Origin of the sequence: Halomonas rhizosphaerae, assembly GCF_030012485.1 — a bacterium.
Taxonomy (GTDB): Bacteria; Pseudomonadota; Gammaproteobacteria; order Pseudomonadales; family Halomonadaceae; genus Halomonas; species Halomonas rhizosphaerae.
Map to the genome: position 1 here is coordinate 101,424 of NZ_JASCQQ010000007.1, position 23,519 is coordinate 124,942.

At 69.7% G+C, this 23,519-nt stretch carries 21 protein-coding genes; 16 read left to right on the top strand and 5 right to left on the bottom strand.

From position 1 onward, the window contains the following. Positions 1–2 precede the first annotated feature (2 nt). The 11 genes from QLQ86_RS02875 to QLQ86_RS02925 all read left to right on the top strand — a co-directional run bounded on the left by QLQ86_RS02875 (position 3) and on the right by QLQ86_RS02925 (position 13,452). A complete protein-coding gene (locus tag QLQ86_RS02875; protein ID WP_282815841.1) occupies positions 3–743 on the top strand; it encodes a heme ABC transporter permease in 741 nt (246 codons plus the stop codon). Further along, positions 743–979, top strand: coding sequence for a heme exporter protein CcmD (gene ccmD, locus QLQ86_RS02880; RefSeq protein ID WP_282734236.1), 237 nt, complete (start codon positions 743–745; stop codon positions 977–979). The genes QLQ86_RS02875 and ccmD overlap by 1 nt, the downstream gene beginning before the upstream one ends. Beyond that, positions 969–1,484: a cytochrome c maturation protein CcmE gene (ccmE, locus tag QLQ86_RS02885; protein ID WP_282815952.1), complete on the top strand. Its 516-nt coding sequence runs from the start codon at positions 969–971 to the stop codon at positions 1,482–1,484. The genes ccmD and ccmE overlap by 11 nt, the downstream gene beginning before the upstream one ends. A gap of 23 nt (positions 1,485–1,507) precedes the next feature. Next, positions 1,508–3,499, top strand: a complete 1,992-nt coding sequence (locus tag QLQ86_RS02890; protein WP_456066439.1) for a heme lyase CcmF/NrfE family subunit — start codon at positions 1,508–1,510, stop codon at positions 3,497–3,499. Further along, positions 3,496–4,023 carry a DsbE family thiol:disulfide interchange protein gene (locus tag QLQ86_RS02895; RefSeq protein WP_282734238.1) on the top strand — a complete coding sequence of 176 codons (528 nt, stop codon included), beginning with the start codon at positions 3,496–3,498 and terminating at the stop codon, positions 4,021–4,023. The genes QLQ86_RS02890 and QLQ86_RS02895 overlap by 4 nt, the downstream gene beginning before the upstream one ends. Next, positions 4,014–4,481, top strand: a complete 468-nt coding sequence (locus QLQ86_RS02900) for a cytochrome c-type biogenesis protein (RefSeq protein WP_282734239.1) — start codon at positions 4,014–4,016, stop codon at positions 4,479–4,481. Before QLQ86_RS02895 ends, QLQ86_RS02900 begins: the two co-directional genes overlap by 10 nt. Next, on the top strand, positions 4,478–5,722 hold the full coding sequence (gene ccmI / locus QLQ86_RS02905) for a c-type cytochrome biogenesis protein CcmI (protein WP_282815843.1): 1,245 nt from the start codon (positions 4,478–4,480) through the stop codon (positions 5,720–5,722). The genes QLQ86_RS02900 and ccmI overlap by 4 nt, the downstream gene beginning before the upstream one ends. 4 nt (positions 5,723–5,726) lie before the next feature. Beyond that, positions 5,727–9,221 (top strand): chromosome segregation protein SMC, encoded by a 3,495-nt coding sequence (smc, locus tag QLQ86_RS02910; RefSeq protein ID WP_282815844.1) that lies wholly within the window; start codon positions 5,727–5,729, stop codon positions 9,219–9,221. A gap of 226 nt (positions 9,222–9,447) precedes the next feature. Beyond that, on the top strand, positions 9,448–11,007 hold the full coding sequence (gene zipA / locus QLQ86_RS02915) for a cell division protein ZipA (protein ID WP_282815845.1): 1,560 nt from the start codon (positions 9,448–9,450) through the stop codon (positions 11,005–11,007). Positions 11,008–11,137: 130 nt separating this feature from the next. Next, positions 11,138–13,183, top strand: a complete 2,046-nt coding sequence (ligA, locus tag QLQ86_RS02920) for an NAD-dependent DNA ligase LigA (protein WP_282815846.1) — start codon at positions 11,138–11,140, stop codon at positions 13,181–13,183. Continuing rightward, entirely contained in the window at positions 13,180–13,452 is a 273-nt protein-coding gene (locus tag QLQ86_RS02925) for a YheU family protein (protein ID WP_282734244.1), read from the top strand. Before ligA ends, QLQ86_RS02925 begins: the two co-directional genes overlap by 4 nt. 11 nt (positions 13,453–13,463) lie before the next feature. Here QLQ86_RS02925 and mnmC read toward each other — a convergent pair whose 3' ends face one another. Next, positions 13,464–15,479 carry a bifunctional tRNA (5-methylaminomethyl-2-thiouridine)(34)-methyltransferase MnmD/FAD-dependent 5-carboxymethylaminomethyl-2-thiouridine(34) oxidoreductase MnmC gene (gene mnmC / locus QLQ86_RS02930; protein WP_282815847.1) on the bottom strand — a complete coding sequence of 672 codons (2,016 nt, stop codon included), beginning with the start codon at positions 15,477–15,479 and terminating at the stop codon, positions 13,464–13,466. A 164-nt stretch (positions 15,480–15,643) separates the two neighbouring features. Next, complete coding sequence (locus QLQ86_RS02935; RefSeq protein WP_282734246.1) at positions 15,644–15,943, bottom strand: YciI family protein; 300 nt, start codon at positions 15,941–15,943, stop codon at positions 15,644–15,646. Positions 15,944–16,064: 121 nt separating this feature from the next. Between QLQ86_RS02935 and QLQ86_RS02940 the strand changes: the two genes are divergently transcribed. Together QLQ86_RS02940 and QLQ86_RS02945 are read left to right on the top strand one after the other, a co-directional pair. After that, the gene (locus QLQ86_RS02940; RefSeq protein WP_282815848.1) at positions 16,065–16,967 is read left to right on the top strand and encodes a PHP domain-containing protein; all 903 of its coding nucleotides are present in this window, start codon (positions 16,065–16,067) and stop codon (positions 16,965–16,967) included. A gap of 64 nt (positions 16,968–17,031) precedes the next feature. After that, entirely contained in the window at positions 17,032–17,655 is a 624-nt protein-coding gene (locus QLQ86_RS02945) for an L-threonylcarbamoyladenylate synthase (protein WP_282815849.1), read from the top strand. An 18-nt stretch (positions 17,656–17,673) separates the two neighbouring features. On the opposite strand, the gene QLQ86_RS02950 is transcribed toward QLQ86_RS02945, so the two are convergent. Continuing rightward, the gene (locus QLQ86_RS02950; RefSeq protein ID WP_282815850.1) at positions 17,674–18,606 is read right to left on the bottom strand and encodes an ion transporter; all 933 of its coding nucleotides are present in this window, start codon (positions 18,604–18,606) and stop codon (positions 17,674–17,676) included. A 30-nt stretch (positions 18,607–18,636) separates the two neighbouring features. Then, complete coding sequence (locus QLQ86_RS02955; protein WP_282815851.1) at positions 18,637–19,521, bottom strand: CYTH domain-containing protein; 885 nt, start codon at positions 19,519–19,521, stop codon at positions 18,637–18,639. Between the two features lie 104 nt (positions 19,522–19,625). Here QLQ86_RS02955 and QLQ86_RS02960 point away from each other — a divergent pair, with 104 nt between their 5' ends. The 3 genes from QLQ86_RS02960 to argA all read left to right on the top strand — a co-directional run bounded on the left by QLQ86_RS02960 (position 19,626) and on the right by argA (position 23,198). Next, complete coding sequence (locus QLQ86_RS02960) at positions 19,626–20,306, top strand: TIGR00153 family protein (RefSeq protein ID WP_282815852.1); 681 nt, start codon at positions 19,626–19,628, stop codon at positions 20,304–20,306. Between the two features lie 73 nt (positions 20,307–20,379). Then, complete coding sequence (locus tag QLQ86_RS02965; protein ID WP_282734252.1) at positions 20,380–21,645, top strand: inorganic phosphate transporter; 1,266 nt, start codon at positions 20,380–20,382, stop codon at positions 21,643–21,645. Positions 21,646–21,884: 239 nt separating this feature from the next. Then, on the top strand, positions 21,885–23,198 hold the full coding sequence (gene argA / locus QLQ86_RS02970) for an amino-acid N-acetyltransferase (protein ID WP_282734253.1): 1,314 nt from the start codon (positions 21,885–21,887) through the stop codon (positions 23,196–23,198). An 82-nt stretch (positions 23,199–23,280) separates the two neighbouring features. On the opposite strand, the gene QLQ86_RS02975 is transcribed toward argA, so the two are convergent. Next, positions 23,281–23,478, bottom strand: coding sequence for a hypothetical protein (locus tag QLQ86_RS02975; RefSeq protein ID WP_282815853.1), 198 nt, complete (start codon positions 23,476–23,478; stop codon positions 23,281–23,283). Positions 23,479–23,519: the final 41 nt, after the last annotated feature.

Here is a 23,519-nt window from a genome sequence, read left to right on the forward strand (position 1 = left end):
GCATGTGGGCCTTCATACACAAGCTCGGATCACCCAAGTGGTTCTACGCCATCAGCGCGCGCCTGCTGCCCTGGTTCTGGGGGGCGGCGGCGGTGCTGATCCTGGTCGGCAGCGCCTGGGGGCTGGCCTTCGCCCCGGCGGACTACCAGCAGGGCAACAGCTTCCGCATCATCTACGTGCACGTGCCGGCGGCCTTCCTGGCCCAGTCGATCTTCGTCAGCATGGCGGTGGCCGGCGTCATCTTCATGGTCTGGAAGATCAAGATCGCCGACATGGCGGCGGCGATGATGGCCCCCTTGGGTGCCGCCATGACCTTCGTGGCGCTGTTCTCCGGCGCGGTGTGGGGCGTGCCGACCTGGGGCACCTGGTGGATGTGGGACGCGCGTCTCACCTCGATGCTCATCCTGCTGTTCCTCTACTTCGGTGTCATCGCCCTGCGCGGCGCCTTCTCCAGTCGCGACAGCGCCTCCCGGGCCGCCTCCGTACTGGCCATGGTCGGCGTGATCAACATCCCCATCATCAAGTACTCGGTGGACTGGTGGTACACCCTCCACCAGCCGGCCACCTTCAGCGTCACCTCGCGTCCGGCCATGCCGGTGGAGATGTGGGCGCCGCTGCTGATCATGGTGCTGGGCTTCTACTCCTTCTTCATCGCGGTGACCCTGATGCGCACCCGCAGCGAGATCCTGCGTCGCGAAGCGAGCAAGCGCTGGGTGCGTGAGCTGGCCGGGGAGGTGAGCTGATGGCGTTCGATTCCCTGTCGGCCTTCCTGGCCATGGGCGGCCATGGCGTCTATGTCTGGGCGTCCTGGGGCGTCACCGGGCTGCTGCTGGTGGGCGTGGTGCTCCATGCCCGCGCCGAGCGTCGAGCGCTGCTGCGTGACCTGCGGCGCCGGGCGCGTCGCGCGCAGCACCACGGCGCATCGGACGCCGCCGCGACACCGGTTTCACATCGAGAGGGCCATGCCCGTGAGAGCTAAACGCAAGCAGAAGCTGTTCGTTATCCTGGGGCTGGTCTCGCTGGCCGCCATCGCCGTGGGCCTGACCCTCTACGCCCTGCGCAGCAACATCAACCTCTTCTTCAGCCCGGTGCAGATCGCCGCCGGGGATGCTCCCCTGGAGCGGCAGATCCGAGCCGGCGGCATGGTCAAGGAGGGCTCGGTGGATCGCGACAAGGAGAGCCTCGAGGTGAGCTTCACCGTCACCGACTATGTCGACGACCTCGAGGTACGCTACAGCGGCATCCTCCCCGACCTGTTCCGCGAGGGGCAGGGCGTGGTGGTGGTCGGCGAACTCCAGCAGGACGGCTGGCTGCGAGCCGACCAGGTGCTGGCGCGTCACGACGAGAACTACATGCCCCCCGAGGTGGCCCAGGCCCTGGAGGAGGCCGGCTATTCGCCGGAGGACTACCAGGCCAAGGCCGAGGAGGTGGGCAAGAAGGTGGAAGCCCAGGCGGAAGACAGCGGCGACGGCCGGACCAACTGAGCGGAGTGCCCATGCAGACCCTGATGATCCCCGAGATCGGCCACTATGCCCTGATCATTGCCCTGCTGATGGCACTGGTCCAGGGCGTGATGCCACTCGCCGGGGCGGCAACGCGCCGCCCGCTGTGGATGGCCTACGCGCGGCCCATGGCCACCGGCCAGTTCCTCTTCCTGGCCATCGCCTACGCCTGCCTGACCGCCAGCTACCTGCTGGACGACTTCAGCGTGGCCAACGTGGCCAACAACTCCAACTCGATGCTGCCCTGGTACTACAAGGCCAGCGCCGTGTGGGGCAACCACGAGGGGTCGGTGCTGCTGTGGAGCCTGATCCTGGCCGGCTGGAGCTTCGCGGTGAGCCGCTTCTCGCGGGAGCTGCCCCGCGACATGCTGGCGAGGGTGATGGGCGTGATGGGGCTGGTCAGCGTCGGCTTCCTGGCCTTCGTGCTGATCACCTCCAACCCCTTCGAGCGGCTGCTGCCCAACGTCCCCCAGGACGGCGCCGACCTCAATCCGCTGCTGCAGGACTTTGGCCTGATCGTCCACCCGCCGATGCTCTACATGGGCTACGTGGGCTTCTCGGTGGTCTTCGCCTTCGCCATCGCCGCCCTGCTGGGCGGGCGCCTGGATGCGGCCTGGACCCGCTGGGCGCGGCCCTGGACCAATATCGCCTGGGCCTTCCTCACCGTGGGCATCGCCCTGGGCAGCTGGTGGGCCTACTACGAGCTGGGCTGGGGCGGCTGGTGGTTCTGGGACCCGGTCGAGAACGCCTCGCTGCTGCCCTGGCTGGCCGGCACGGCGCTGATCCACTCCCTGGCGGTGACCGAGAAGCGCGGCGCCTTCAAGAGCTGGACGGTGCTGCTGGCGATCACCACCTTCTCGCTGTCGCTGATGGGGACCTTCCTGGTGCGCTCGGGCGTGCTCACCTCGGTGCATGCCTTCGCCAACGATCCCTCCCGCGGGCTCTTCATCCTGGTGCTGCTGGGCATCACCGTGGGGCTCTCGCTGCTGCTGTTCGCACTGCGCGCCCCACGGGTCAGCCACCAGGTCGGCTTCAGCTGGCTCTCCCGTGACGCCCTGCTGCTGATCAACAACATCCTGCTGGTGATCATGACCGTCACGGTGCTGCTCGGCACGGTCTACCCGCTGCTGCTCGATGCCCTGAACCTCGGCAAGATCAGCGTGGGCCCCCCCTACTTCAATGCCCTCTTCGTGCCGCTGACGGTGGTGCTCTGCCTGTTCATGGGGCTGGGTCCCCTGGCGCGCTGGAAGCATACCCCGGCCCGTGACCTCTTCCGGCGCAGCTGGCTCGCCGGCCTGGCGGCCCTGGCGATCGGCGCGGTTGCCCCGCTGCTCTATCGCGGCGAGTGGAACCTCAAGGTGAGCCTGGGCGTCGTTATCGCCCTGTGGATCGTGCTGCCCATGGCCCGCGACCTCTGGGCCAAGTCCCGGCACTCCGCCGGCCGCGTGGCCGGCATCAGGCGCCTCTCCCTGGCCTACTGGGGCATGATCCTCGGCCATCTGGGCATCGCGGTGACCATCATCGGCGTCACCGTGGTCTCCAACTACGCCATCGAGCGCAACGTGCGCATGGGCGTGGGCGACAGCGTCGAGGTGGTCGGTTACACCTTCACCATGATCGAGCTCGCCAACCGGCGTGGGCCGAACTACCTGGCGGACACCGCCGAGATCGAGGTGCGCCGCGGCGACAGCCAGCGCAGCTTCACCATGACCCCCGAGAAGCGCCTCTACATCGCCCGTGGCATGCCGATGACTCAGGTCGCGCTGCGCCCCGGCCTGTTCCGCGACCTCTACGTCGCCATGGGCGAGGACCTGGAAGACGGCAGCTGGGCGATGCGCATCCAGTACAAGCCCTTCGTGCGCTGGCTGTGGCTGGGGGCGCTGCTGATGGCCTCCGGCGGCGTGCTGGCCGTGGCGGATCGGCGCTATCGTCGCGCCGTGACGGCCCGCGACCCGGAACGCGCGGTGGCTGCCGAGCCTCGGGAGGCCACCACATGAAGCGTCGCCTGCTGCTGCTCCTGCCGCTGGTCGGCTTCCTGGTGCTCGGCGCCTTCCTCTACATGGGATTGTCGATCAATCCCTTCGAGCGCGACTCGGCACTGATGGCCCGGGAGTTTCCGGCCTTCGAGCTCACCACCCTCGAGGATCCCGAGCGGGTGGTGGATGCCTCCCTGCTCGAGGGCGAGGTCACCCTGGTCAACGTCTGGGGCGAATGGTGCCCGACCTGCAAGCAGGAGATGCCGCAGCTGCTCGACCTCGCCGACCGCGGCGTGCGCCTGGTGGGGGTCGACTACAAGGATACCCGGGAGAAGGGACGCGAGTTCCTCACCGAGTTCGGCAACCCCTTCGAGGTCAACATCTTCGACCCGGAGGGCAGCCTGGGCTTCGAGCTGGGCGTCTACGGGGCCCCGGAGACCTTCCTGGTCGATCGCGAGGGCATCATCCGCTATCACCATACCGGCTACATCCGGCCGGAGGACGTGCGCGAGACGATACTGCCGGAGGTGGAAAGATGGCGCTGATCACCCGACTGCTGCTGTGTGCCCTGTTGCTGTGGCCCACCCTGGGCCAGGCGGCGGTGGAGGTTCGCGAGTTCGATGACCCGGTCACCGAGCAGCGCTACCGCGACCTCACCGCGACCCTGCGCTGCCCCAAGTGCGAGAACCAGGCCATCGACGACTCCGACTCGCCCATCGCCGGCGACATGCGCGAACGGGTCTATCTCCAGCTCCAGGACGGCCGTTCCGACAAGGAGATCCTCGACTTCATGGTCAACCGCTTCGGTGACTATGTGCTCTACAACCCGCGCCTCGAGGGACGCACCCTGCTGCTGTGGGGGCTCCCCGCCGGCCTGGTGCTGCTGGGCGCCCTGGTGGTGGTGCTCATGGTGCGTGCCCGCCGGCGCACCTCGGCCCGCGACCTGAGCGCCGAGGAACGGGCGCGCCTGGATGCCCTGATCAAACGCGAGAGGACCGAATGACCCTGTTATGGATCGCCCTTGCCCTGCTGCTGCTGCCGGCCCTGTGGCTGCTGGTCGCCCCCCTGCGGCGCGCCGCCGCCGTGAGTGCCGCCCAGCGTGATCATGAGGCCAACGACCGCACGACCGACCAGAACCTGGCCATCTACCGCCGCCGGCTGGCCTCGCTGGAGGCCGCCCGGGAGCGAGGCGACATCGACCCGGCCCGTTTCGAGGAGGATCGTCTCGAGCTCGAGCGCAGCCTGCTCGAGGACACCGAGCACCTGGAGCGTGCGCCCCTGAAGTCGGCCGCGTCCGGCAAGCTGGCGGTGCCGCTGGTGATGGTGGCCGTCGTGCTGGCCAGCGCCTTCTGGTATGTCCAGAAGGGGGCCGAGGGCGACCTCACCCTCTACACGGTCCAGCAGCAGGTGATGAACGATCCCGAGGCGTCATTGCCGATGCTGGTCGAGCGGCTCGAGGAACAGGCCGCCCGCCAGCCCGACAACCCCAACGTCTGGCGGGCGCTGTTCCCGCTCTACCGTGACAGCGGCCGCACCGCCGAGGCCACCCGCACCCTGGAGCGGCTGGTCGAGCTCGAGGGGCGCCAGCCCGGGCTGCTGGCCGAGCTGGCACAGATCCGCTACTTCGCCGCCGGCCGCGAGATGACCGACGAGGTCCAGACGCTGGTCGACGAGGTGCTGGCGATGGATTCCAGCCAGCCCACGGTGCTTGGCATGCTCGGCATCGATGCCTTCGACGACGGTGACTACGAGACCGCCATCGACCGGTGGCGTCGGGCCATCGCCGGCATGGATGACCCCGATACCGCCGACGCCCTGCGCCAGGGCATCCGCGTCGCCCAGCAGCGCCTGGGGATCGCGCCGGACGAGGCCGAGCAGGCCGTCGCCGAGGGGCCCGGCATCGCCGTCAGGGTTCGCCTGGCGGACGACCTCGCCGGTCGGCTCGACGCCGATGCCACCGTCTTCGTGGTGGCCCGGGACCTCGAAGGGGAGCTGCCGCCGCTGGCCGTGGCCCAGGCCCGGCTGCACGAGCTGCCGCTCACCGTGGTGCTCGATGATGGCCGCTCCATGTCCCCCCAGGCGCGGATCTCCCAGGTCGACGAGGCGCGGCTGATGGTTCGGGTTTCCGAGAGTGGCCAGGCCACGCCCCAGCCCGGCGATCTGCTCGGTACCCTCGAGGGGGTGACGGTGGGCGATACCGATGGCGAGCCCGTCGAGGTGGTGATCGACCGGGTCGTCGAGTAAGCCCATGCGCCTCACGTCGATCCGCCTGGTGGGGTTCAAGTCCTTTGTCGATCCGGTCACCGTGCCCTTCGACGGCAACATGACCGCTATCGTGGGGCCCAACGGCTGCGGCAAGTCCAACATCATCGACGCGGTGCGCTGGGTGATGGGCGAGTCGTCGGCCAAGACCCTGCGCGGCGAGTCGATGACCGACGTCATCTTCAACGGCTCCACCGGCCGAAAGCCGGTGGGGCTCGCCTCCATCGAGCTGCATTTCGACAACCGTGACGGCGCCATGGGCGGCGCTTATGCCCAGTACGCCGAGATCGCCGTCAAGCGCCAGGTCACCCGCGACGCCCAGTCCAGCTACTTCTTCAACGGCCAGAAGTGCCGTCGCCGCGACATCGCCGACCTCTTCCTGGGCACCGGCCTGGGGCCGCGCTCCTATGCCATCATCGGCCAGGGCATGATCTCTCGACTGATCGAGGCACGCCCCGAGGAGCTGCGCTCGACCCTCGAGGAGGCCGCCGGCATCTCCAAGTACAAGGAGCGACGCCGCGAGACCGAGAACCGCATGCGGCGCACCCAGGAAAACCTGGAGCGCCTGGAGGACATCCGCGAGGAACTCGACAAGCAGCTCGAGCGGCTCAAGCGCCAGGCCGAGGCGGCGCGTCGCTACCAGACCCTCAAGCAGGAGGAGCATCGCCTCAAGGGCGAGCTGGCCCTGCTGCGCGGCCGCGCCCTGCGCGCCAGCCAGACCGAGGAGGAGACCCGCGTCCGCGAGCTGGAGACCGCCGTGGAGCGTGAGGTACTCGGCATGCGCCAGGCCGAGAGCCGCCTGGAGGAGGCCCGCGCCGAGCACGACCGCCTCGCCGAGGAGCTCGACGGCCGGCAGTCGAGTTTCTTCGAGACCACCACTGCCATCGCCCGCCTGGAGCAGGACCTGGAGCACACCCGCGCCCGCGACCAGCAGCTGGCCCGCGACCTCGAGGCCGCCCGTCACGAGCTCGCCGAGCTCGCTCGTCTCGGCGACGACGACGGCGAACGCCTGGCCCACCTGGACGTGCGCCTCGAGACCCTGGGGCCGGAACAGGAGGAGGTGGCGGAGCAGCTCGCCGAACTGGAGGCCGCCCTGGAGGAAGCCGAACCCCGTGCCGAGGAGGCCGACGCCGCCTGGGAGAGCTTCGGCGAGCGGTGGCAGGCGCAGAGCCGCGAGGCGGAGCGCGCCCAGGACCGGCTGCGCGACCTGGAGAGTCGACTCGAGCGCCTGGCCGCCGACGAGCGTCGTCGTCGCCAGCAGCATGAGGAGCTGCCCGACATCGCCGGCCTGGGTGATCAGCGCCGTGAACTGGCCGAACGTCATGCCGAGCTCGAGGAGCGCCTGGCCGAGATCGAGGCGCGCCGCGGCGAGCATCAGGCCAGCCGCGACGGCGCCCGGGAGCAGGTGCGCGAGGCCGAGGGGGCCCGCGAGGCCGACCGCCAGCGGCGCAGCACCCTGCAGGGCGAGCTGGCCTCGCTGGAGGCGCTGATCCAGGCGGCCCTGGCCGATCACGACGAGGCCCTGGATGCGCACCTGGCCGCCCATGGCCTGGGTCAGCAGCCCCGTCTCGGTGAGGCCCTCGAGGTCGAGCCCGGCTGGGAGGAGGCGGTCTCCTGGGTGCTGGCGCCCTGGCTGCGCGCGCGACTGGTGTCGCTGCCCGACACCCGCGAGGCCCTGGCCTCGCCGCCGGACGCCGAACTCGGCCTGCTCGAGGCGGCCGAGTCGTCTGCCCCGACCGACAGCCTGGCGGCTAGGGTGCGCGGTGCCGGGGCGGCCGGCCAGTGGCTGGCGGGCATCCGCTGCGTCGCCGACCGCGAGGCGGCCTGGTCGGCCCGCGAGGGCCTGGCGGGCGGCGAGAGCCTGATCACCCCTGACGGCCTCTGGCTGGGACTCGGCTGGGTGCGCCATCGTGGCGCCGGCAACGGTCCGGATGCCCTGCTGGTCAGCCGTCGCCGTGAGGCGGAGGTGCGTGATGAGCTGGCCGAGGTGGAAGCCCGCCTCGCCGACCAGGACCGCCACCTCGAGGAGGCCGCGGCGCGGGTCGAGCAGGCCGAGGCGGACCTGGAGCAGGCGCGACTCGAAGAGCGCGAGCTGGAACAGCAGCGCCAGCAGCTGGCCGTCCAGGAGAGCGGGCTGGCCAGCCGACTCGAGCACCTGGAGGGGCGTGCCGCCGAACTCGCCGAGGAGCTCGACGGCCTGGCCGAATCCCGTGAGGAGGCCCTGTTGGCCCTCGAGGAGTCGCGCGAACAGTGGCAGGCGGCGATGACACGGCTGGAGGAGGGGGCCGAGACCCGAGAGCGGCTCGAGCGGGAGCGTCGCGAGGCCCGCGAGACGCTGGCCGCGCTGCGGGCCCGTCAGCGTCCCCTGGCCGAGCAGGCGCAGCGCCTGGCCCTGGAGCAGGAGCGCACCGTGACCGAACGCAACGGGCTGGCCGAACAGCTGGGCCGCGCCGGCGAGTCGCGGGAGCGCCTCGAGTTGCGCTGTGCCGAGCTCGAGGAAGCGCGCGAAGGCCTCCATGAGCCCGACGAGGAACGTCGCGAGCGGCTCGACGAACTGCTGGAGCGCCGCGAACGCGAGGAGCGCGTGCTCAACGAGACCCGCGCCCGGGCCGCCGAACTGGTCGAGCGGCTGCGCGAGGACGAGCAGGCCCGCCAGGGCCACGAGCGCAGTCTCGAGGGCATCCGCGAGCGCCTCCAGGAGTCGCGCATGCAGGTCCAGGCCCTCTCCCTCAAGGCCGAGGCCCAGGACGAGCAGCTCGCCGAGCTGAACCACGACGCCGCGAGCCTGTCCGAGTCTCTTGACCCCAACGCCACCGAGTCCGCCTGGCAGGCCCGGCTGGAGGAGGTTGGCGAGCGCGTCCGCCGGCTGGGGGCCATCAACCTGGCGGCCATCGAGGAGTACGACCAGCAGGCCGAGCGCCGCGACTACCTGGAGGCCCAGCATGCCGAGCTCTCCGAGGCGCTGGAGACCCTGGACCGGGCCATCCGGCGCATCGACCAGGAAACCCGGACGCGATTCCGCGACACCTTCGAGCGAGTCAATGCCGGCCTGCAGGCACTTTTCCCGCGGGTATTCGGCGGGGGAACCGCGTGGTTGACCCTGACCGGCGAGGATTTGCTGGAAACCGGGGTGGCCATCATGGCGCGTCCCCCCGGCAAGAAGAACAGCACCATTCATCTTCTCTCCGGTGGAGAAAAGGCGCTCACCGCCCTGTCGATGGTATTTGCCATCTTCCAGCTCAATCCGGCGCCCTTCTGCATGCTCGACGAGGTGGATGCCCCGCTGGATGATGCCAATGTGGGACGCTACGCGAAGCTGGTGAAGGAGATGTCCGACACCGTCCAGTTCATCTACATCACCCACAACAAGATCGCCATGGAGGCATCGGAACGCTTGATGGGGGTGACCATGCAGGAGCCCGGGGTATCACGCCTGGTGTCGGTCGGCGTCGAGGAGGCCGCGGCCCTGGCCGAGGCCTGATGGGCTTGAACGTGAACGGCAAACGGGTTAACAAGGAAGATAATGAATACTGCATTGCACGGAAGCACGGGGAACCTGAAGGGCGATTGCGAAGGGCCCGGTCGGGTTGCGGCACGAAAATGCCGAGCTTGACAAATAAAAAAAGTGGCCCTTTTTTTGGCAATCGCGCTATGCTGTTGACGGACAACCATCAGGCATGGCGCCTTAGCAAAAGGCATGACGACCCATGGAACTAAGAGAGTGGCTGATCATACTAGGGCTGGCGCTGGTGACCCTCATCGTCATCGATGGTGTGCGTCGCCTGCAGCGTCAGCGTCGTGTTCCACGTCTCGACCAGGTCTCGGACCGGGACGAGCGTGGCCCCACGGGGAACGACGAGGACCCTGAAGCCGCGGCCCGCGCGGCCGAAATCAACTGGGAGCTGCCCAACGGAGGGGCGCGGGTCGTCAGGCCGGCGGAAGACCGGGGGGTACAATCCAAGCCCAAGCTGCAGCGCCAGGAGCACCCCGGCCCCTCGCGGGTGCTGGCGGAGTTTCGGCGGCATGCCGAAGGCCCCGAGACATCGGGCAGCCGGCCGGCAGGTGGCGGCGAGCGTGAGCCGAGCGTCGCCCGTCCTGCCGCCGAGGCACGGGAGACCGTCCGGCCGGTGAACCGTGAGCCTGAGTTCAGGGCGCAGCGCGATCCCGAGCGCAGTGCTCATGCCTCCACCTCCCGGGATCCGGCGGCGGAGGGGGCGATTGCTGCGCAAAACGAGGCCGACGAGCGCCGCGAGCCCGGGCTCTCGAGCCTGGATGGCCTGGACGAGAAGGCCAAGGAGACTACGGCGATGCAGGACACCCAGCCCCTGGCGGCCGACCCCGAGGATCATGACGCCTACGCCGACGAGGAGCATTACCGCCTGGTGGACCTCGAGGGCATGGGCGATTCCCTCAAGAGCGGTTCCAGGCGGGTGGGCTCCTCCATGCAGCGCTTCGGGGCCTCCCTGCAGAAGAGCCTCGCCGAGCGGCGTGAGCACAAGCGCAGCGAGAAGGTCCGCCGCGAGCAGGAGCGTGCCGAGAAGGCCGCTCGCGAGGCGGCGCGTCGCCAGCAGGCCGAGGACGAGAAGGCCGTCCAGGAGGCCGAACGGCGTCGCCTGGAGGCCGAGGCGGTCGCCTCCGCCGATGACGATGACCCGCTCTTCACGCCCTCCCGTAGCCAGCGGCAGGCGCCCGAGGAGGCACCGGTCGAGGCCGCGATGGATGACGTGGCCCCGCGCGACGACGTGGTGCGCACCCACCCGGTGCTGGAAAGGGCCCTTCGCCATGACGTCAACGCCGAGCATGCCCGCGAGACCCTGAGCCAGGCCGACGAGATCATCGTCATCAGCGTGATGTCCCGGGACGAGGCGGGTTTCTCCGGTACGGCTCTGCTCGACCTGATGCTGGCCTGTGGGTTGCGCTACGGACGCGACATGGGCATCTTCCATCGCTTCGAGACCGAGGATCCCGAGAGCCGCCTGCAGTTCTCCATGGTCAACGTGGTCAAGCCGGGGACCTTCCCCATCGAGGCCATGGACGACTTCCGGACCCAGGGCATCACCCTGCTGATGCCGCTGCCGGGCGCCAGCGATACCGCGGCCGCCTTCGAGGCGATGGTCGAGACCGCCATGGTCATCGTCCGCCACCTTGGCGGCGAGCTGAAGGACGAGAACCAGAGTGTGATGACCGCCCAGACCGTGGAGTTCGCCCGCCAGCGGGTCCAGGAGTTCGAGCGGCGCAACCGCCTCAACCGCTACCAGGTGAACTAGCGGTAAGCCTCGAGCGGCAAGCCGGAAGAGGAACAACCCCATGAATCCATGGGGTTGTTCTGTTATCAGGGATGCGGAATGATGCCGGGCCCAGAGTGTTGAGCCTTCACGCAACCAGACCAGGGACGCCATGACCCAAGCCGACCCGCAGCTCCTCGACGAGGTAACGCGCCTGCGTGCCGAGCTCGATGATGCCAACTACCGCTACTATGTGCTCGATGAACCGCGGCTCACCGACGCCGACTACGACCACCGCCTGCGCCGCCTGCAGGAACTCGAGGAGGCCCATCCCGACCTGGTGACCCCCGACTCCCCGACCCAGCGGGTGGGGGCCGCGCCCGATGCCGGTTTCCCCGAGGTGCGGCATGCCGTGCCCATGCTCTCCCTGGACAACGCCTTCAGCGAGGAGGAGATCAAGGCCTTCGTCAGGCGCGTCGCCGACCGGCTGGAGGCCCATGGCGAGCCGCTGGCCTTCTGCTGCGAGCCCAAGCTCGACGGTGCCGCGGTGTCGCTGGTCTTCGAGCAGGGCATGCTGGTCAGTGGCGCCACCCGCGGCGATGGCCGCACCGGCGAGGGCATCACCTCCAACCTGCGCACCCTGCGCTCCATTCCGCTGAAGCTGCGTGGCGACGACCCGCCTGACCTGCTGGAGGTGCGCGGCGAGGTGATCATGAGCCATGAGGGCTTCGAGACGTTGAACGAGCGGGCCCGGGAGTCGGACGGCAAGGTGTTCGCCAATCCCCGCAACGCCGCCGCCGGCAGCCTGCGCCAGCTCGACCCCAGGGTCACCGCGACGCGCCCGCTGGAGTTCAGCGCCTACCAGGTGGCGCGCCTCGAGCCGGAGCGGGGCGACGCCTGCCATAGCCAGCTGATGGCCCGGCTCGGCGAGTACGGCTTTCGCACCAGCCAGGAACTGGCGGTGGTCGAGGGGGCCGAGGGGATCATCGACTACTGCCGGCAGCTCGGCGAGAAGCGCGACGGCCTCGGCTACGACATCGACGGCGTTGTGATCAAGGTCGACGACCTGCGCCTGCAGCGCGAACTCGGCTTCGTGGCGCGCGCCCCGCGCTGGGCCATCGCCTTCAAGTTTCCCGCCCAGGAGGAGACCACCCGCCTCAACGACGTGGAGTTCCAGGTCGGCCGCACCGGGGCGATCACCCCGGTGGCCCGGCTAGAACCGGTCTCGGTGGCCGGGGTCACCGTCTCCAACGCCACCCTGCACAATGCCGACGAGATCGCCCGGCTCGGCGTGATGATCGGCGATACCGTGGCGATCCGCCGGGCCGGCGACGTCATCCCCCAGGTGGTCCGGGTGCTGGAGGAGCGCCGTCCGGCCGATGCGCGAGCGATCGTCTTTCCCGAGCACTGCCCGGCCTGTGGCTCGGACATCGAGCACCTGGAGGGCGAGGTGGTGGCGCGCTGCTCCGGGGGGCTCTACTGCCCCGCCCAGCGCAAGGAGGCCCTGAAGCACCTTGCCTCGCGCCGGGCGCTGGACATCGACGGCCTGGGCGAGAAGCTGATCGACCAGCTTGTCGAGCGTGACTGGGTCGCCACCCCGGCGGACCTCTTCCGGCTCGAGGCCGAGCGCCTCGCCGAACTGCCGCGCATGGGCAGGAAGTCTTCCGAGAACCTGGTGGCGTCCCTCGAGAAGGCGAAGCACACCACCCTGGCCCGCTTCGTCTACGCCCTCGGCATTCGCGAGGTGGGGGAGGCCACGGCCGCCAACCTGGCGCGCCACTTCGGCACCCTGAAGGCGCTGATGGCGGCCGACATCGAGGCGCTGGAGGCCGTGGAGGACGTGGGCCCTGTCGTCGCTTCCCATGTGCATACCTTCTTTCGCCAGCCCCACAACCGCGAGACCATCGACGACCTGATCGCCTGCGGGCTGAGCTGGGACGAGGAGGAGGTCGGTGAGCGACCCCAGCCGCTGGCCGGCCAGAGTTGGGTGCTCACCGGCTCCCTGGAGAGCATGACCCGCGACGAGGGCAAGGCGCGGCTCCAGGCCCTGGGGGCCAAGGTGGCCGGCAGCGTCTCCCGCAAGACCGCCTGCGTGGTGGCTGGCGAGGCCGCCGGCAGCAAGCTGGAGAAGGCCGAGCAGATGGGGGTCGAGGTCATCGATGAGGCCGCCTTCCTCGAGCGGCTGGCAGCGTGGGAACAGGGAGAGACCGAGGCATGAGCGGCGATCGCTTTATCGAGGTGCCCTATCGCATGCTGCCGGGCGAGACCCTCGACGCCCTGCTGGAGGCCTTCGTCACCCGCCAGGGCTACGACACCACCGACACCGGCGAGGGCATGCGCGGCTGGGTGGCCCAGCTCAAGGCCCAGCTCGAGCGCGGCGAGCTGCTGATCGCCCATGATCTGCAGACCGAGACCACCGAGGTGATGACGCTGGCCCAGTGGCGCGCCTTCGGTCGCGACCTGGCCGATGACGAGGAAGAGGGGTAGCGCCGCATTATTCACTTACCCCGGATCAGGTCGCGGATCAGCCGTCGCCCAGGGTGCAGGTGGTCCACCAGCGGCTGTTCCAGCGGCAGCGGCTCGTTGCAGATCTGTGATGCGAGAAGCTCCGCGCACAGCGGCGCGCTGGCCAGGCCCCGTGAGCCGTGGGCGGCGCTGATCCACAGGCCCGCATGGTGCCGGCCGGGCGTCTCGGGCACGCGGGTGGCATCCCTGGCCAGTGCTGCGTAGTCGGCCTGCCAGGCCTCGGCGTCGGGCACCGGGCCGGCATAGGGGGACTTGTCGGGACTGGCGGCGCGCACCGCGGCCCGCCCTTCCAGGTCACACGCGTCCATTCGGGCCCCCGCCTTGCGCAGGGCGGCCACGAAGGCGGGCAGGGTGGCCGTAAGCTCCGCCAGGTTGGCCGCATGGTCGGCCTCACGAATGTCGGTGTCCGTCTCGCGGGGCGCGAAGGTGGCGCCGAAGGTGAGCCCGCCGTCCAGCGCCGGCGACACATAGCCGCCCGCGCAGATGACCCGCTCGAGCTCGGGCGCTCCCCGGGGCAGAGCGAGCCGGCTGACCTGGCCGCGCACCGACTGCAGCGGGAGCCGCGCGGTCTGGGCGAAGCGGTTGGCCAGCGCCGCGGTGGCGACCACCACCTGGTCGGCCGCCAGGCGCTCGCCGTCGGCCAGCGCCAGCGACCAGCCCTCCTCATCCGTGGCCATGCCGACCACCTCCGCGCGGCGAAGGTGGATGCCCGGCATGGCGGCGAGCCGGGCGCAGAGCGCGGCCGGCCGCACCCAGCCCGCCTGGGGGTACTCCAGTCCGCCGTGGGCGATCGGCGTGCCGGCCAGCCGCGAGGCCTCGTCTGCGGCCACGCCCCGCACCACGCCCTCCGGCAGGGGGTGGTGGGCCAGGAAGCGTGCCTGGCGGGCCTGCTCCTTCTCGCTCGTGGCCAGCTGCAGCACGCCGCAGGGCGCCCAGAGTTCCCGGTCGGGATCGAGGACCTCGAGCCAGCGTCGGCTGTGCAGCAGGCCGGCCAGATAGACCCGGCTCTGGGGGTTGGTGTCGGCGGCGAGCTTGACGTAGAGCGCCCCCTGGGCGTTGCCGGACCCGCCGCTGCCGGGCCCCTCGCGGTCGATCAGGGTGACCGTGACGCCGCGCCGCGCCAGGGCGGCGGCGGTGCTTGCACCGGCGATGCCGGCGCCGATCACCGCGACGTGGCGGGCGCGGCGCGGGGCCGGGGGCAAGAACCAGGGCGTGCGCTCGCGGCGGCGATCCACGGCAGGCTCGGCGATCTCGCCGGCCAGCATCTCGCGCTTGCGCCCGAAGCCCGGCACCTTGCGCCAGCGGAAGCCGGCGGCGGCCAGGCCCCGCTTGACCACCCCGGCGCAGGTGAAGGTGGCCAGGGTCGCCCCGGGGCGCGAGCGGGCCGCCATGGCGGCGAACAGCTCGGGTCGCCACATCTCGGGGTTCTTCGCGGGGGCGAAGCCATCGAGGAACCAGGCGTCCACCCGCCCGTCGAGCAGCGCCAGCCGCTCGAGAGTGTCGCCAAGGTGCAGGTCGAGGGTGACGCGTGCGTCGAGCCACAGCCGGTGCACGCCGGCCACCGCCTCGGGCCACTGGGCGACCAGGCGCGCGGCCCGGTCGGCCAGGTCCGGCCAGGCGGACAGCGCCCGGGCCAGGTCGTCGCGACGCAGCGTGAACTTCTCGGTGGAGACCAGGTGGAGACGGGCGGCCGGCGGGGCATGGGCATCGAAGCAGGCCCAGGCACAGAGCATGTTGAGCCCGGTGCCGAATCCCGTCTCGCCAATCACGAAGGGGCGCGCCTCCTGCCAGCCGGAAAATCGCTCGGGCAGCCGGTTGGCGGCGATAAAGACATGCTCGGTCTCGGCGCGGCCGTCATGGCGCGAGAAGTAGACATCCTCGAAGGTCGTGGAGTGGGGCGCCTCCTCGCCGCCCTCCTCCCGGTGCCATTCCAGGCGGGCGCTCTCCAGGCCGGACAGCGGGGGCAGGGCATCGGCGGCAGCGGTCACGGCGGGGCTCCGGGGATAGGGTCGATGAGGGGCTGGTCAGGATTTGATCGATCTCGCCACGGCGGCCTGCCGACCGGGCTGGCGAAAGGCGTCCGCGGCGTTTCAACAGGCTTGTCCACAGCAGCTGTGGGAAACTCGCTGTGGACAACCCGGAAGGGCAGGGCTCAGGGCAGGACCTTCTTGAAGGGCTTCACGCTGGCCCGGGCATAGACGCCGGCGATCATGTAGGGGTCGGCATCGGCCCAGGCCTGGGCACTCTCCAGGTCCTCGAACTCGGCGACCACCAGGCTGCCGGAGAAACCGGCTTCGCCCGGATCACTGCTGTCGATGGCGGGGTGGGGGCCGGCCAGCACCAGACGGCCCTCGTCGCGCAGCGCCTCGAGGCGGGCCACGTGGTCGGGACGGGCGGCCAGTCGCCGCTCCAGGCTGTTGTTCACATCTTCACTGATGATGGCGTAGAGCATCTCGGGTCTTCCTCGGTGGTGGGCGGCTCGCGCCGCGGGTGCGACCGGCGCCCGGCATTGACCGTCACCGGTCGGGCACGCAACATGGAAGGATATTCTGACAAAGTCACCTGCCGGCGTCATGCCCATGCCAGCACTTCCCGTGCGCTTCGAGGGCGAGCCCCTCACCATCGACCTGCACATGCACTCCACGGCCTCCGACGGCGCCCTGCCGCCGGCCGAGGTGGTGGCACTGTGTCGTGCCCGGGGGCTCACCCACATGGCGCTCACCGACCATGACACCATGGACGGCATCGCGCAGGCGCAGGCGGCCGCGAGCCGCGAGGGGATCCGGCTGATTCCCGGCACCGAGCTCTCCACCCAGTGGCGCGGCATCAACATCCACGTGGTGGGGTTGCTGCCTGATGGCCCCCAGGGCGACCTGGTGGCCGGGCTCGCCGCCCAGGCACAGGCCCGGGAGCGCCGCTCGCTGAAGATCGCCGAGCGACTCGAGAAGGTCGGGCTCACCGATGCCCTGGCGCGGGCCCGCGAGCAGGCCGGATCACCGCGCCCGCTGGGCCGGCCGGACTTCGCCCGGGCGCTGGTCGCGGCGGGGCTGGTGCCCGATATCGGCGCTGCCTTCAAGAAGCACCTGGGCAACGGCAAGGCCGGTGACATCAAGGCCCACTGGCCCTTCCTCTCCACGGCGGTGGCCTGGATCCTCGATGCCGGCGGAGTCGCGGTGCTGGCCCATCCGCTGCGCCACGGCCTGACCCGGCGCAAGCGTGGCCTGCTGCTGGACGACTTCGCCGCCGCCGGGGGCCAGGCCGCCGAGCTGGTCAGCGGCTTCCAGAATGCCGACCTGACCCGCGACCTGGCGCGCCAGCTCCAGGAGCGCGACCTCTACGGCTCGGTAGGCAGCGACTTCCACTTTCCCGGTGGCCACCTGGCGCCGGGCAGCATGAGCCCGGTGCCGCGTACCGCCACGCCGCCGGTGTGGACCCACCCCCGCCTGGCCGGCCTCGCCGCCCCGGCGGCCGCCTGAGGCCGGGATCGCGACACGCTATAGTGACAGAGATTTTCTATCGGCCACCGAACAGGGAGCTCGCATGAGCCAGTTCTTCCAGATCCATCCCGATAACCCCCAGAAGCGCCTGATCGACCAGGCGACCCAGATCATCCGCGACGGCGGCGTGGTCGCCTACCCGACGGATTCCGGCTATGCCCTGGGCTGCCACCTGGGCGACAAGAAGGCCATCGAGAAGATCAAGTGGCTGCGCTCGCTGGACGACAAGCACAACTTCACCCTGGTCTGCTCCGACCTCTCCGAGATCGGCACCTACGCCAAGGTGGACAACGACGTCTTCCGCCTGCTCAAGGCCCACACCCCGGGGGCCTATACCTTCATCTTGGATGCCACCAGCGAGGTGCCGCGGCTGCTGCTGCACCCCAAGCGCCGCTCCATCGGCGTGCGCGTGCCGGACCATGCCATTACCCGGTCGCTGCTCGCCGCCCTGGGCGAGCCGCTGATGAGTGTCACCCTGATTCCGGTCGGGGAGGAGTTGCCGATGACCGACGCCGAGGAGATTCGCGAGCGCTTCGGCGTGCACCTCGACCTGATCATCGATGGCGGCGCCTGCCACCTGGAAGCCACCAGCGTGATCGACCTGCGTGACCTGCCGCCGAAGATCGTCCGCGAGGGCCGCGGCGACATCACCCCCTTCCAGCCCTGATTCCCACCCGCCGCCGGCTCACTGGGCCGGCGGCGCCCCTCCATCGTCTTCCTCCTCGCCGCCGTGCTTGTGCCGCCAGACCTTGCGTTCCTCCTCCGAGAGGCGTGGGTCGGGGGTGGTCTCGTCCAGCCAGGTGCCGCACTTCAGGCAGTACCTGGCGCGTTGCTCGTGGCGTTCGTGGCCGCAGCCCGGGCAGGCCTCGTCGGAGTAGCGATCCTCGCGGATCGCGCGGATCACCTGGGCGGAGAAGACCCCGGTGGGCACGGCGATGATCGAGTAGCCCGTCAGCATCAGTACCACCGTGATGGCCTGGCCGATCGGGGTTACCGGCACGATGTCGCCATAGCCCACCGTGGTCAGGCTGACGATTCCCCAGTAGATCGCCATGGGAATGCTGGTGAAGCCGGCCTCCCGGGGCTCGATCAGGTACATCACGGCCGCGAAGATGGTCACCAGCATGAAGATGCTGAAGAAGAACAGGAAGATCTGCCGCAGGCTGCGCTTGAGGGCATCCACCAGCAGCCGTCCCTCGCCGACGAACTGCATCAGGCGCAGCACGCGGAAGATGCGCAGGGTGCGCAGTACCCGTACCACGACCAGGGTCTGGGCGCCGGGCAGGATCAGCGTCAGCCAGGTGGGCAGGATGGCGATCAGGTCGATGATCCCGTAGAAGCTCCTGAGGTACATCCAGGGGCGCTCGAGGCAATAGAGGCGTACCGCCAGCTCCAGGGTGAAGGCGAGGGTGAAGCCCCACTCCAGCCAGAAGAACAGGGCGCCGTAGTCTGCGCGCAGGCTCGCGATGCTCTCCAGCATCACCACCAGCACGCTGGCGAGTATCGCCACGATCAGGGCGATGTCGAAGCCCTTGGCCAGCGGGGTGTCGGACTCGAAGATGATCTGGAAGACCCGGGTGCGCAGGCCTTCGGCGGCGGGCTTGGGAAGATGATTCACGAAGTTCGTCCTTGTAATGGTCGAGGCCGGTCAGGCCAGGTCGACGTCGCCGGGCAGGCGGCGGGCCAGCCGCAGCATGCGGCGGCCGAAGGCCGGGGTCAGCCAGGCCTCGGCGTCCAGCGCCTCCGCGAGGGCGCGGGCCTCGTCGCGCAGCGTCTCGTCGTCTACGGCATCATCGCCCGGTTCCGACAGGCGCTGGAAGGCCTGGCGCGCCTCGTCGCGCCAGGCCGGCCGGCCGGTATCGGCCAGCGCATCCAGCGCCACGGTGGCGCGGTGCAGCCAGGCCGCGGGGGTGATGCCCTTGGGCAGGGTCCAGCCGCCACCGAGCAGCGCCCCGCCGCGGGCCGCCTTGCTGGTGTCCGAGGGGCGCAGGGCCACCTCGTCGGCCAGCGCCTCGGCCAGCGACCATAGCGCCGCCGGCTCGCCCGCCTTGAGCTCCAACTCCAGTTCGCGGATCGCCACCGCCTGCTCCCCCGCGCGGATCTCGCCCAGGTCCAGGGCGAGTTCCACGCTCAGGCCGTCCTCCTCCAGCCACCAGGTCTCGCGCATGAAGTCGGTGGCAAAGCGAGGCACCAGGCGCCCGAGCAGGCCCGGGTCGCGCTCGGCCAGGGGGGGCAGGGCGGCCAGCCCGGGGAGGTCGAGCCCCGGGCCCGGCACCTCCCACTCCCACTCGCCGCGGGTCGAGAGGCCGCCACCCCCCTGGCCACGGGTCTTCAAGGTCTGCAGCAGGCGGTCGCCGGCACGGCGCAGGCGCAGCGCCATGCGCGCCCGCTCCAGCTCGCCCTCGGGGGTGTCGTAGTAGGTATTGCCTAGGCGCGTGAGTGCGGGAACCAGGCCGGTCAGGCGGGGGTGGCGGCGCAGGGCCTCGGGTGCCTCGGCCCCCAGGGCCAGCTTGAGCTCGATCTCGTCTGCCATCTGGGCGCCACCTCGGTTGGATGAATAATGGATGATTTTTTCATGACGGTGGCGGTGTCAGTCACTATACTGACGCCGCCATTTTCCAGGTTCACAGATGCCCCATGGTGACATCCAATCCCTTCTCCGCGATGTTCGGTCGCTCGCCATTCCATCCGCTGCTGGCCCATATCGTCAAGGCCAACGAATGTGCCGACGAGCTGCTGCCCTTCTTCGAGGCCTCCCTCGTGGGCGACTGGGACACCGCCGCCCAGCATCGCGAGACCATCACGCGCCTCGAGCACGAGGCCGACGAGCTCAAGACCGACCTGCGTCTCAACCTTCCCAATACCATGTTCCTGCCGGTGTCGCGCTCCGACCTGCTCGACCTGATCAGCGTCCAGGACAAGATCGCCAACAAGGTTCGCGACATCACCGGCATCATGCTGGGTCGCCGGATGCAGGTGCCCGAGGAGCTTGCCCAGCCGATGCGTGACTACATGCGCACCTCGGTGGCCTGCGTGGCCCAGGCGCGCCACGCCCTGGAGGAGCTCAAGGATCTGCTCGAGTCCGGCTTCGGCCGCAACGTCTCCGACGTGATGCAGAAGATGATCCGCGAGTTGCATGTGCTCGAGCAGCAGGCCGATGGCCAGCAGGTGGCCATCCGCCGCCGGCTCTTCGAACTGGAAGACCGCCTGCCGCCGGTGGACGTGATGTTCCTCTACAAGATCATCGACTGGGTGGGCGAGCTCTCCGACCGCGCCGAGCGCGTCGGCAGCCGCCTGCAGATCATGACGGCCAATTGAACGTAGCGGCCCCGGCATTCCCGGGGCCGCGTCGTGTCGACCTCCTTCAGACCGCAACAAGGGAACCCTCCCTATGTCGATCATTGCGCAGCACGGTGAGATCTTCATCATCCTCGCCTGTCTCTTCGGCTTCTTCATGGCCTGGGGCGTGGGGGCCAACGACGTGGCCAACGCCATGGGTACCTCGGTGGGCTCGCGGGCCATCACCATCAAGCAGGCGATCATCATCGCCGTGATCTTCGAGTTCCTCGGCGCCTGGCTGGCCGGCGGCGAGGTGACCAACACCATCCGCAAGGGCATCATCGACCCCGAGCTGTTGCAGGACGACCCCCAGCTGCTGGTCTACGGCATGCTGGCGGCGCTGCTGGCGGCGGCGACCTGGCTACTGGTCGCCTCCATGAAGGGCTGGCCGGTCTCCACCACCCACTCCATCGTCGGCGCCATCGTCGGCTTCGCGGTGGCGGGCCTGGGGGCGGGTGCCGTGGACTGGGGCTCGGTGGGCAAGATCGCCGCCAGCTGGGTGGTCTCGCCACTGCTGGCCGGTACCATCGCCTTCACCCTCTTCAAGTCGGTGCAGCACCTGATCTTCGAGGCACGCGACCCCTTCAGCGCCGCCAAGCGCTACGTGCCCATGTACGTCTTCCTGGTCGGCTTCGCGGTGACTATGGTGACCCTCACCAAGGGCCTCAAGCATGTCGGCCTGGATCTCGGCTTCGGTGCCAGCCTGCTGTTCTCGATCCTCGCCGGCCTGGTGGTCGCGGGGCTCGGCGTGGCCATGGAGCGTCGCGTCAAGGCGTCGAGCCGCCAGTCCGACCAGTTCGGCTTCTCCGGCGTGGAGCGCGTCTTCGGCGTGCTGATGATCTTCACCGCCTGCGCCATGGCCTTCGCCCACGGCTCCAACGACGTGGCCAACGCCGTGGGGCCGCTGGCGGCGGTGATCAGCGTGGTGCAGACCGGTGGCGAGATCGAGGGCGCGGCCCTGGTGCCCTGGTGGGTGCTGGTGCTGGGCGGCGGCGGCATCGTCGTCGGCCTGGTCACCTACGGCCACAAGGTGATCGCCACCGTGGGCACCGGCATCACCGAGCTCACCCCGAGCCGCGGCTTCGCCGCCACCCTGGCGGCCGCGGTGACCGTGGTGCTGGCCTCGGGCACCGGGCTGCCGATCTCCACCACCCATACCCTAGTCGGGGCGGTGCTGGGCGTGGGCCTGGCCCGCGGCATGGCGGCGCTCAACCTGCGGGTCATCGGCACCATCGCCATGTCGTGGCTGATCACCCTGCCTGCCGGCGCCGGCCTCGCGATCCTCTTCTTCTTCACCTTCAAGGGCATGTTCGGCTAAGCGCCGAGCTACAAGCGCCGAGCTACAAGCGCCGAGCTACAAGCGCCGAGCTACAAGCGCCGAGCTACAAGCGCCGAGCTACAAGCGCCGAGCTACAAGCAAACCCGAAGGTCGAGGCCTTCGGGTTTGCTTTTGCGGCGGCTGATTCCATGCTGCAGCTTGCAGGTGCCGCCGTTTTCGTCGCTCTGATATAGTGGTTCTCGACTCCCCCTTCGTTCACCTGCTGCCGGAGTGCGGCCTTGGATACTCGTTTCCCCTTCGTCGACTGGTTCCGCAATTCCTCCCCCTACATCAATGCCCACCGCGGGCGCACCTTCGTCATCCTGATCGAGGGCGAGGCCATGGCCAGCGGGCGAGGGGAGCAGCTGGTCCAGGACCTGGCGCTGCTGCACACCCTGGGCGTGCGGCTGGTGGTGGTGTTCGGTATCCGTCCCCAGGTCCAACAGGCCCTGGACGAGGCGGGCATCGTCCCCCGTCGCCACCAGGGGCGCTGGGTGGCCGACGAGGCGATCATGGCGCGGGTCGAGCGCATCGCCGCCGAGCAGCGGCTGTGGCTGGAGGCGCGGCTCTCCCCGGGGCTGCCCAACACGCCACTGCACGGCATCGAGATGACCGTGGTCTCCGGCAACCTGGTGATGGCCAAGCCGCTGGGCGTGCGCGAGGGAATCGACTTCGACCACAGCGGCGAGGTGCGTCGGGTGCGGGCGCAGGCCATCGAGGGACTGCTCGAGCGCGGGTCGCTGGTGGTGCTGCCGCCGCTGGGCTTCTCCAGCACCGGCGAGGTCTTCGACCTGGACGCCGCCGAAGTGGCCCGCCATGCCGCCACGGCGCTCGGCGCCGACAAGCTGATCCTGCTCGGGGAAGCCAGCGGGCTGTTCGACCGCAGCGGCCAGCTGCAGCGCCAGCTGACCCCGCGTGAAGCCGAGCCGCTGCTCCTGCAGGCCGACCCGTCCGGCGAGCTGGCCCGGCACCTCGGGGCGGCCTGTGCCGCCGCGCGGCATGGCGTGGCCCGCACCCACCTGCTCTCCTGGCACGACCATGACGCCCTGCTCGGCGAACTGTTCACCCGCGACGGCGTGGGCACCATGATCACCGAGCACCGCTACGAGCAGCTGCGCGCGGCAGAACTCGGCGACATCGGCGGCCTGCTCGAGCTGCTCGAGCCGCTCGAGCGGCGGGGGATGCTGGTCCCGCGCTCCCGGGAGCGGCTGGAGTACGAGATCGACGACTATCTGGTGATCGAGCGCGACGGCATGATCATCGGCTGCGCCGCCCTGCATACCTTCGGCGAGGCGACGATGGGGGAACTGGCCTGCGTGGCGGTCCACGACGACTACCGGGGCGGCGCACGCGGGGAGCTCCTGCTCGCCGAGATCGAGCGCCGGGCTCGGCGCCTGGGGCTCTCGGCGCTCTTCGCCCTGACCACCCACTCCACCCACTGGTTCTTCGAGCACGGCTTCCGCCTGGCCGACATCCAGGCGCTGCCACCACTGCGCCGTGACACCTACAACCATGCGCGCAAGTCCAAGATCCTGGTCAAGACCCTCGCCTGAGGGCGCGCGCTGTCGCCATGCGACGTCGCCGGGTCTTGCGGCGTCGCCATCCGGAGACGCGCCAACCCGTTGAAAACAAAGATCATCCAGGAAATCCTGCGAAAGGCGTCGCCACCTGGCGACGAAAATCCTGCCATCCCCCGCCCATCGGCCGTTGCGCAGGCTGTTTCCCACCTGCTCCCTTTTTTTTGTCCTGTTCAACCAGTTGATATGTAAAGGTTAATGCAGTTCCTGGCATGCCATTGGCAACAGTCAGGACGAGCAAGGGAAAACGGTTCATTCGGCTCGAACCGTTTCCCGGTCGCCGAAGGGAGGCGGGCC

Bases quoted from the DNA above. Each gene is read 5' to 3' on its own strand.
- QLQ86_RS02875 (WP_282815841.1), top strand. From the start codon at position 3: ATGTGGGCCTTCATACACAAGCTCGGATCACCCAAGTGGTTCTACGCC.
- ccmD (WP_282734236.1), top strand. From the start codon at position 743: ATGGCGTTCGATTCCCTGTCGGCCTTCCTGGCCATGGGCGGCCATGGC.
- QLQ86_RS02890 (WP_456066439.1), top strand. From the start codon at position 1,508: ATGATCCCCGAGATCGGCCACTATGCCCTGATCATTGCCCTGCTGATG.
- QLQ86_RS02895 (WP_282734238.1), top strand. From the start codon at position 3,496: ATGAAGCGTCGCCTGCTGCTGCTCCTGCCGCTGGTCGGCTTCCTGGTG.
- QLQ86_RS02900 (WP_282734239.1), top strand. From the start codon at position 4,014: ATGGCGCTGATCACCCGACTGCTGCTGTGTGCCCTGTTGCTGTGGCCC.
- ccmI (WP_282815843.1), top strand. From the start codon at position 4,478: ATGACCCTGTTATGGATCGCCCTTGCCCTGCTGCTGCTGCCGGCCCTG.
- smc (WP_282815844.1), top strand. From the start codon at position 5,727: ATGCGCCTCACGTCGATCCGCCTGGTGGGGTTCAAGTCCTTTGTCGAT.
- zipA (WP_282815845.1), top strand. From the start codon at position 9,448: ATGGAACTAAGAGAGTGGCTGATCATACTAGGGCTGGCGCTGGTGACC.
- ligA (WP_282815846.1), top strand. From the start codon at position 11,138: ATGACCCAAGCCGACCCGCAGCTCCTCGACGAGGTAACGCGCCTGCGT.
- QLQ86_RS02925 (WP_282734244.1), top strand. From the start codon at position 13,180: ATGAGCGGCGATCGCTTTATCGAGGTGCCCTATCGCATGCTGCCGGGC.
- QLQ86_RS02935 (WP_282734246.1), bottom strand. From the start codon at position 15,943: ATGCTCTACGCCATCATCAGTGAAGATGTGAACAACAGCCTGGAGCGG.
- QLQ86_RS02940 (WP_282815848.1), top strand. From the start codon at position 16,065: ATGCCCATGCCAGCACTTCCCGTGCGCTTCGAGGGCGAGCCCCTCACC.
- QLQ86_RS02945 (WP_282815849.1), top strand. From the start codon at position 17,032: ATGAGCCAGTTCTTCCAGATCCATCCCGATAACCCCCAGAAGCGCCTG.
- QLQ86_RS02955 (WP_282815851.1), bottom strand. From the start codon at position 19,521: ATGGCAGACGAGATCGAGCTCAAGCTGGCCCTGGGGGCCGAGGCACCC.
- QLQ86_RS02960 (WP_282815852.1), top strand. From the start codon at position 19,626: ATGGTGACATCCAATCCCTTCTCCGCGATGTTCGGTCGCTCGCCATTC.
- QLQ86_RS02965 (WP_282734252.1), top strand. From the start codon at position 20,380: ATGTCGATCATTGCGCAGCACGGTGAGATCTTCATCATCCTCGCCTGT.
- QLQ86_RS02975 (WP_282815853.1), bottom strand. From the start codon at position 23,478: ATGAACCGTTTTCCCTTGCTCGTCCTGACTGTTGCCAATGGCATGCCA.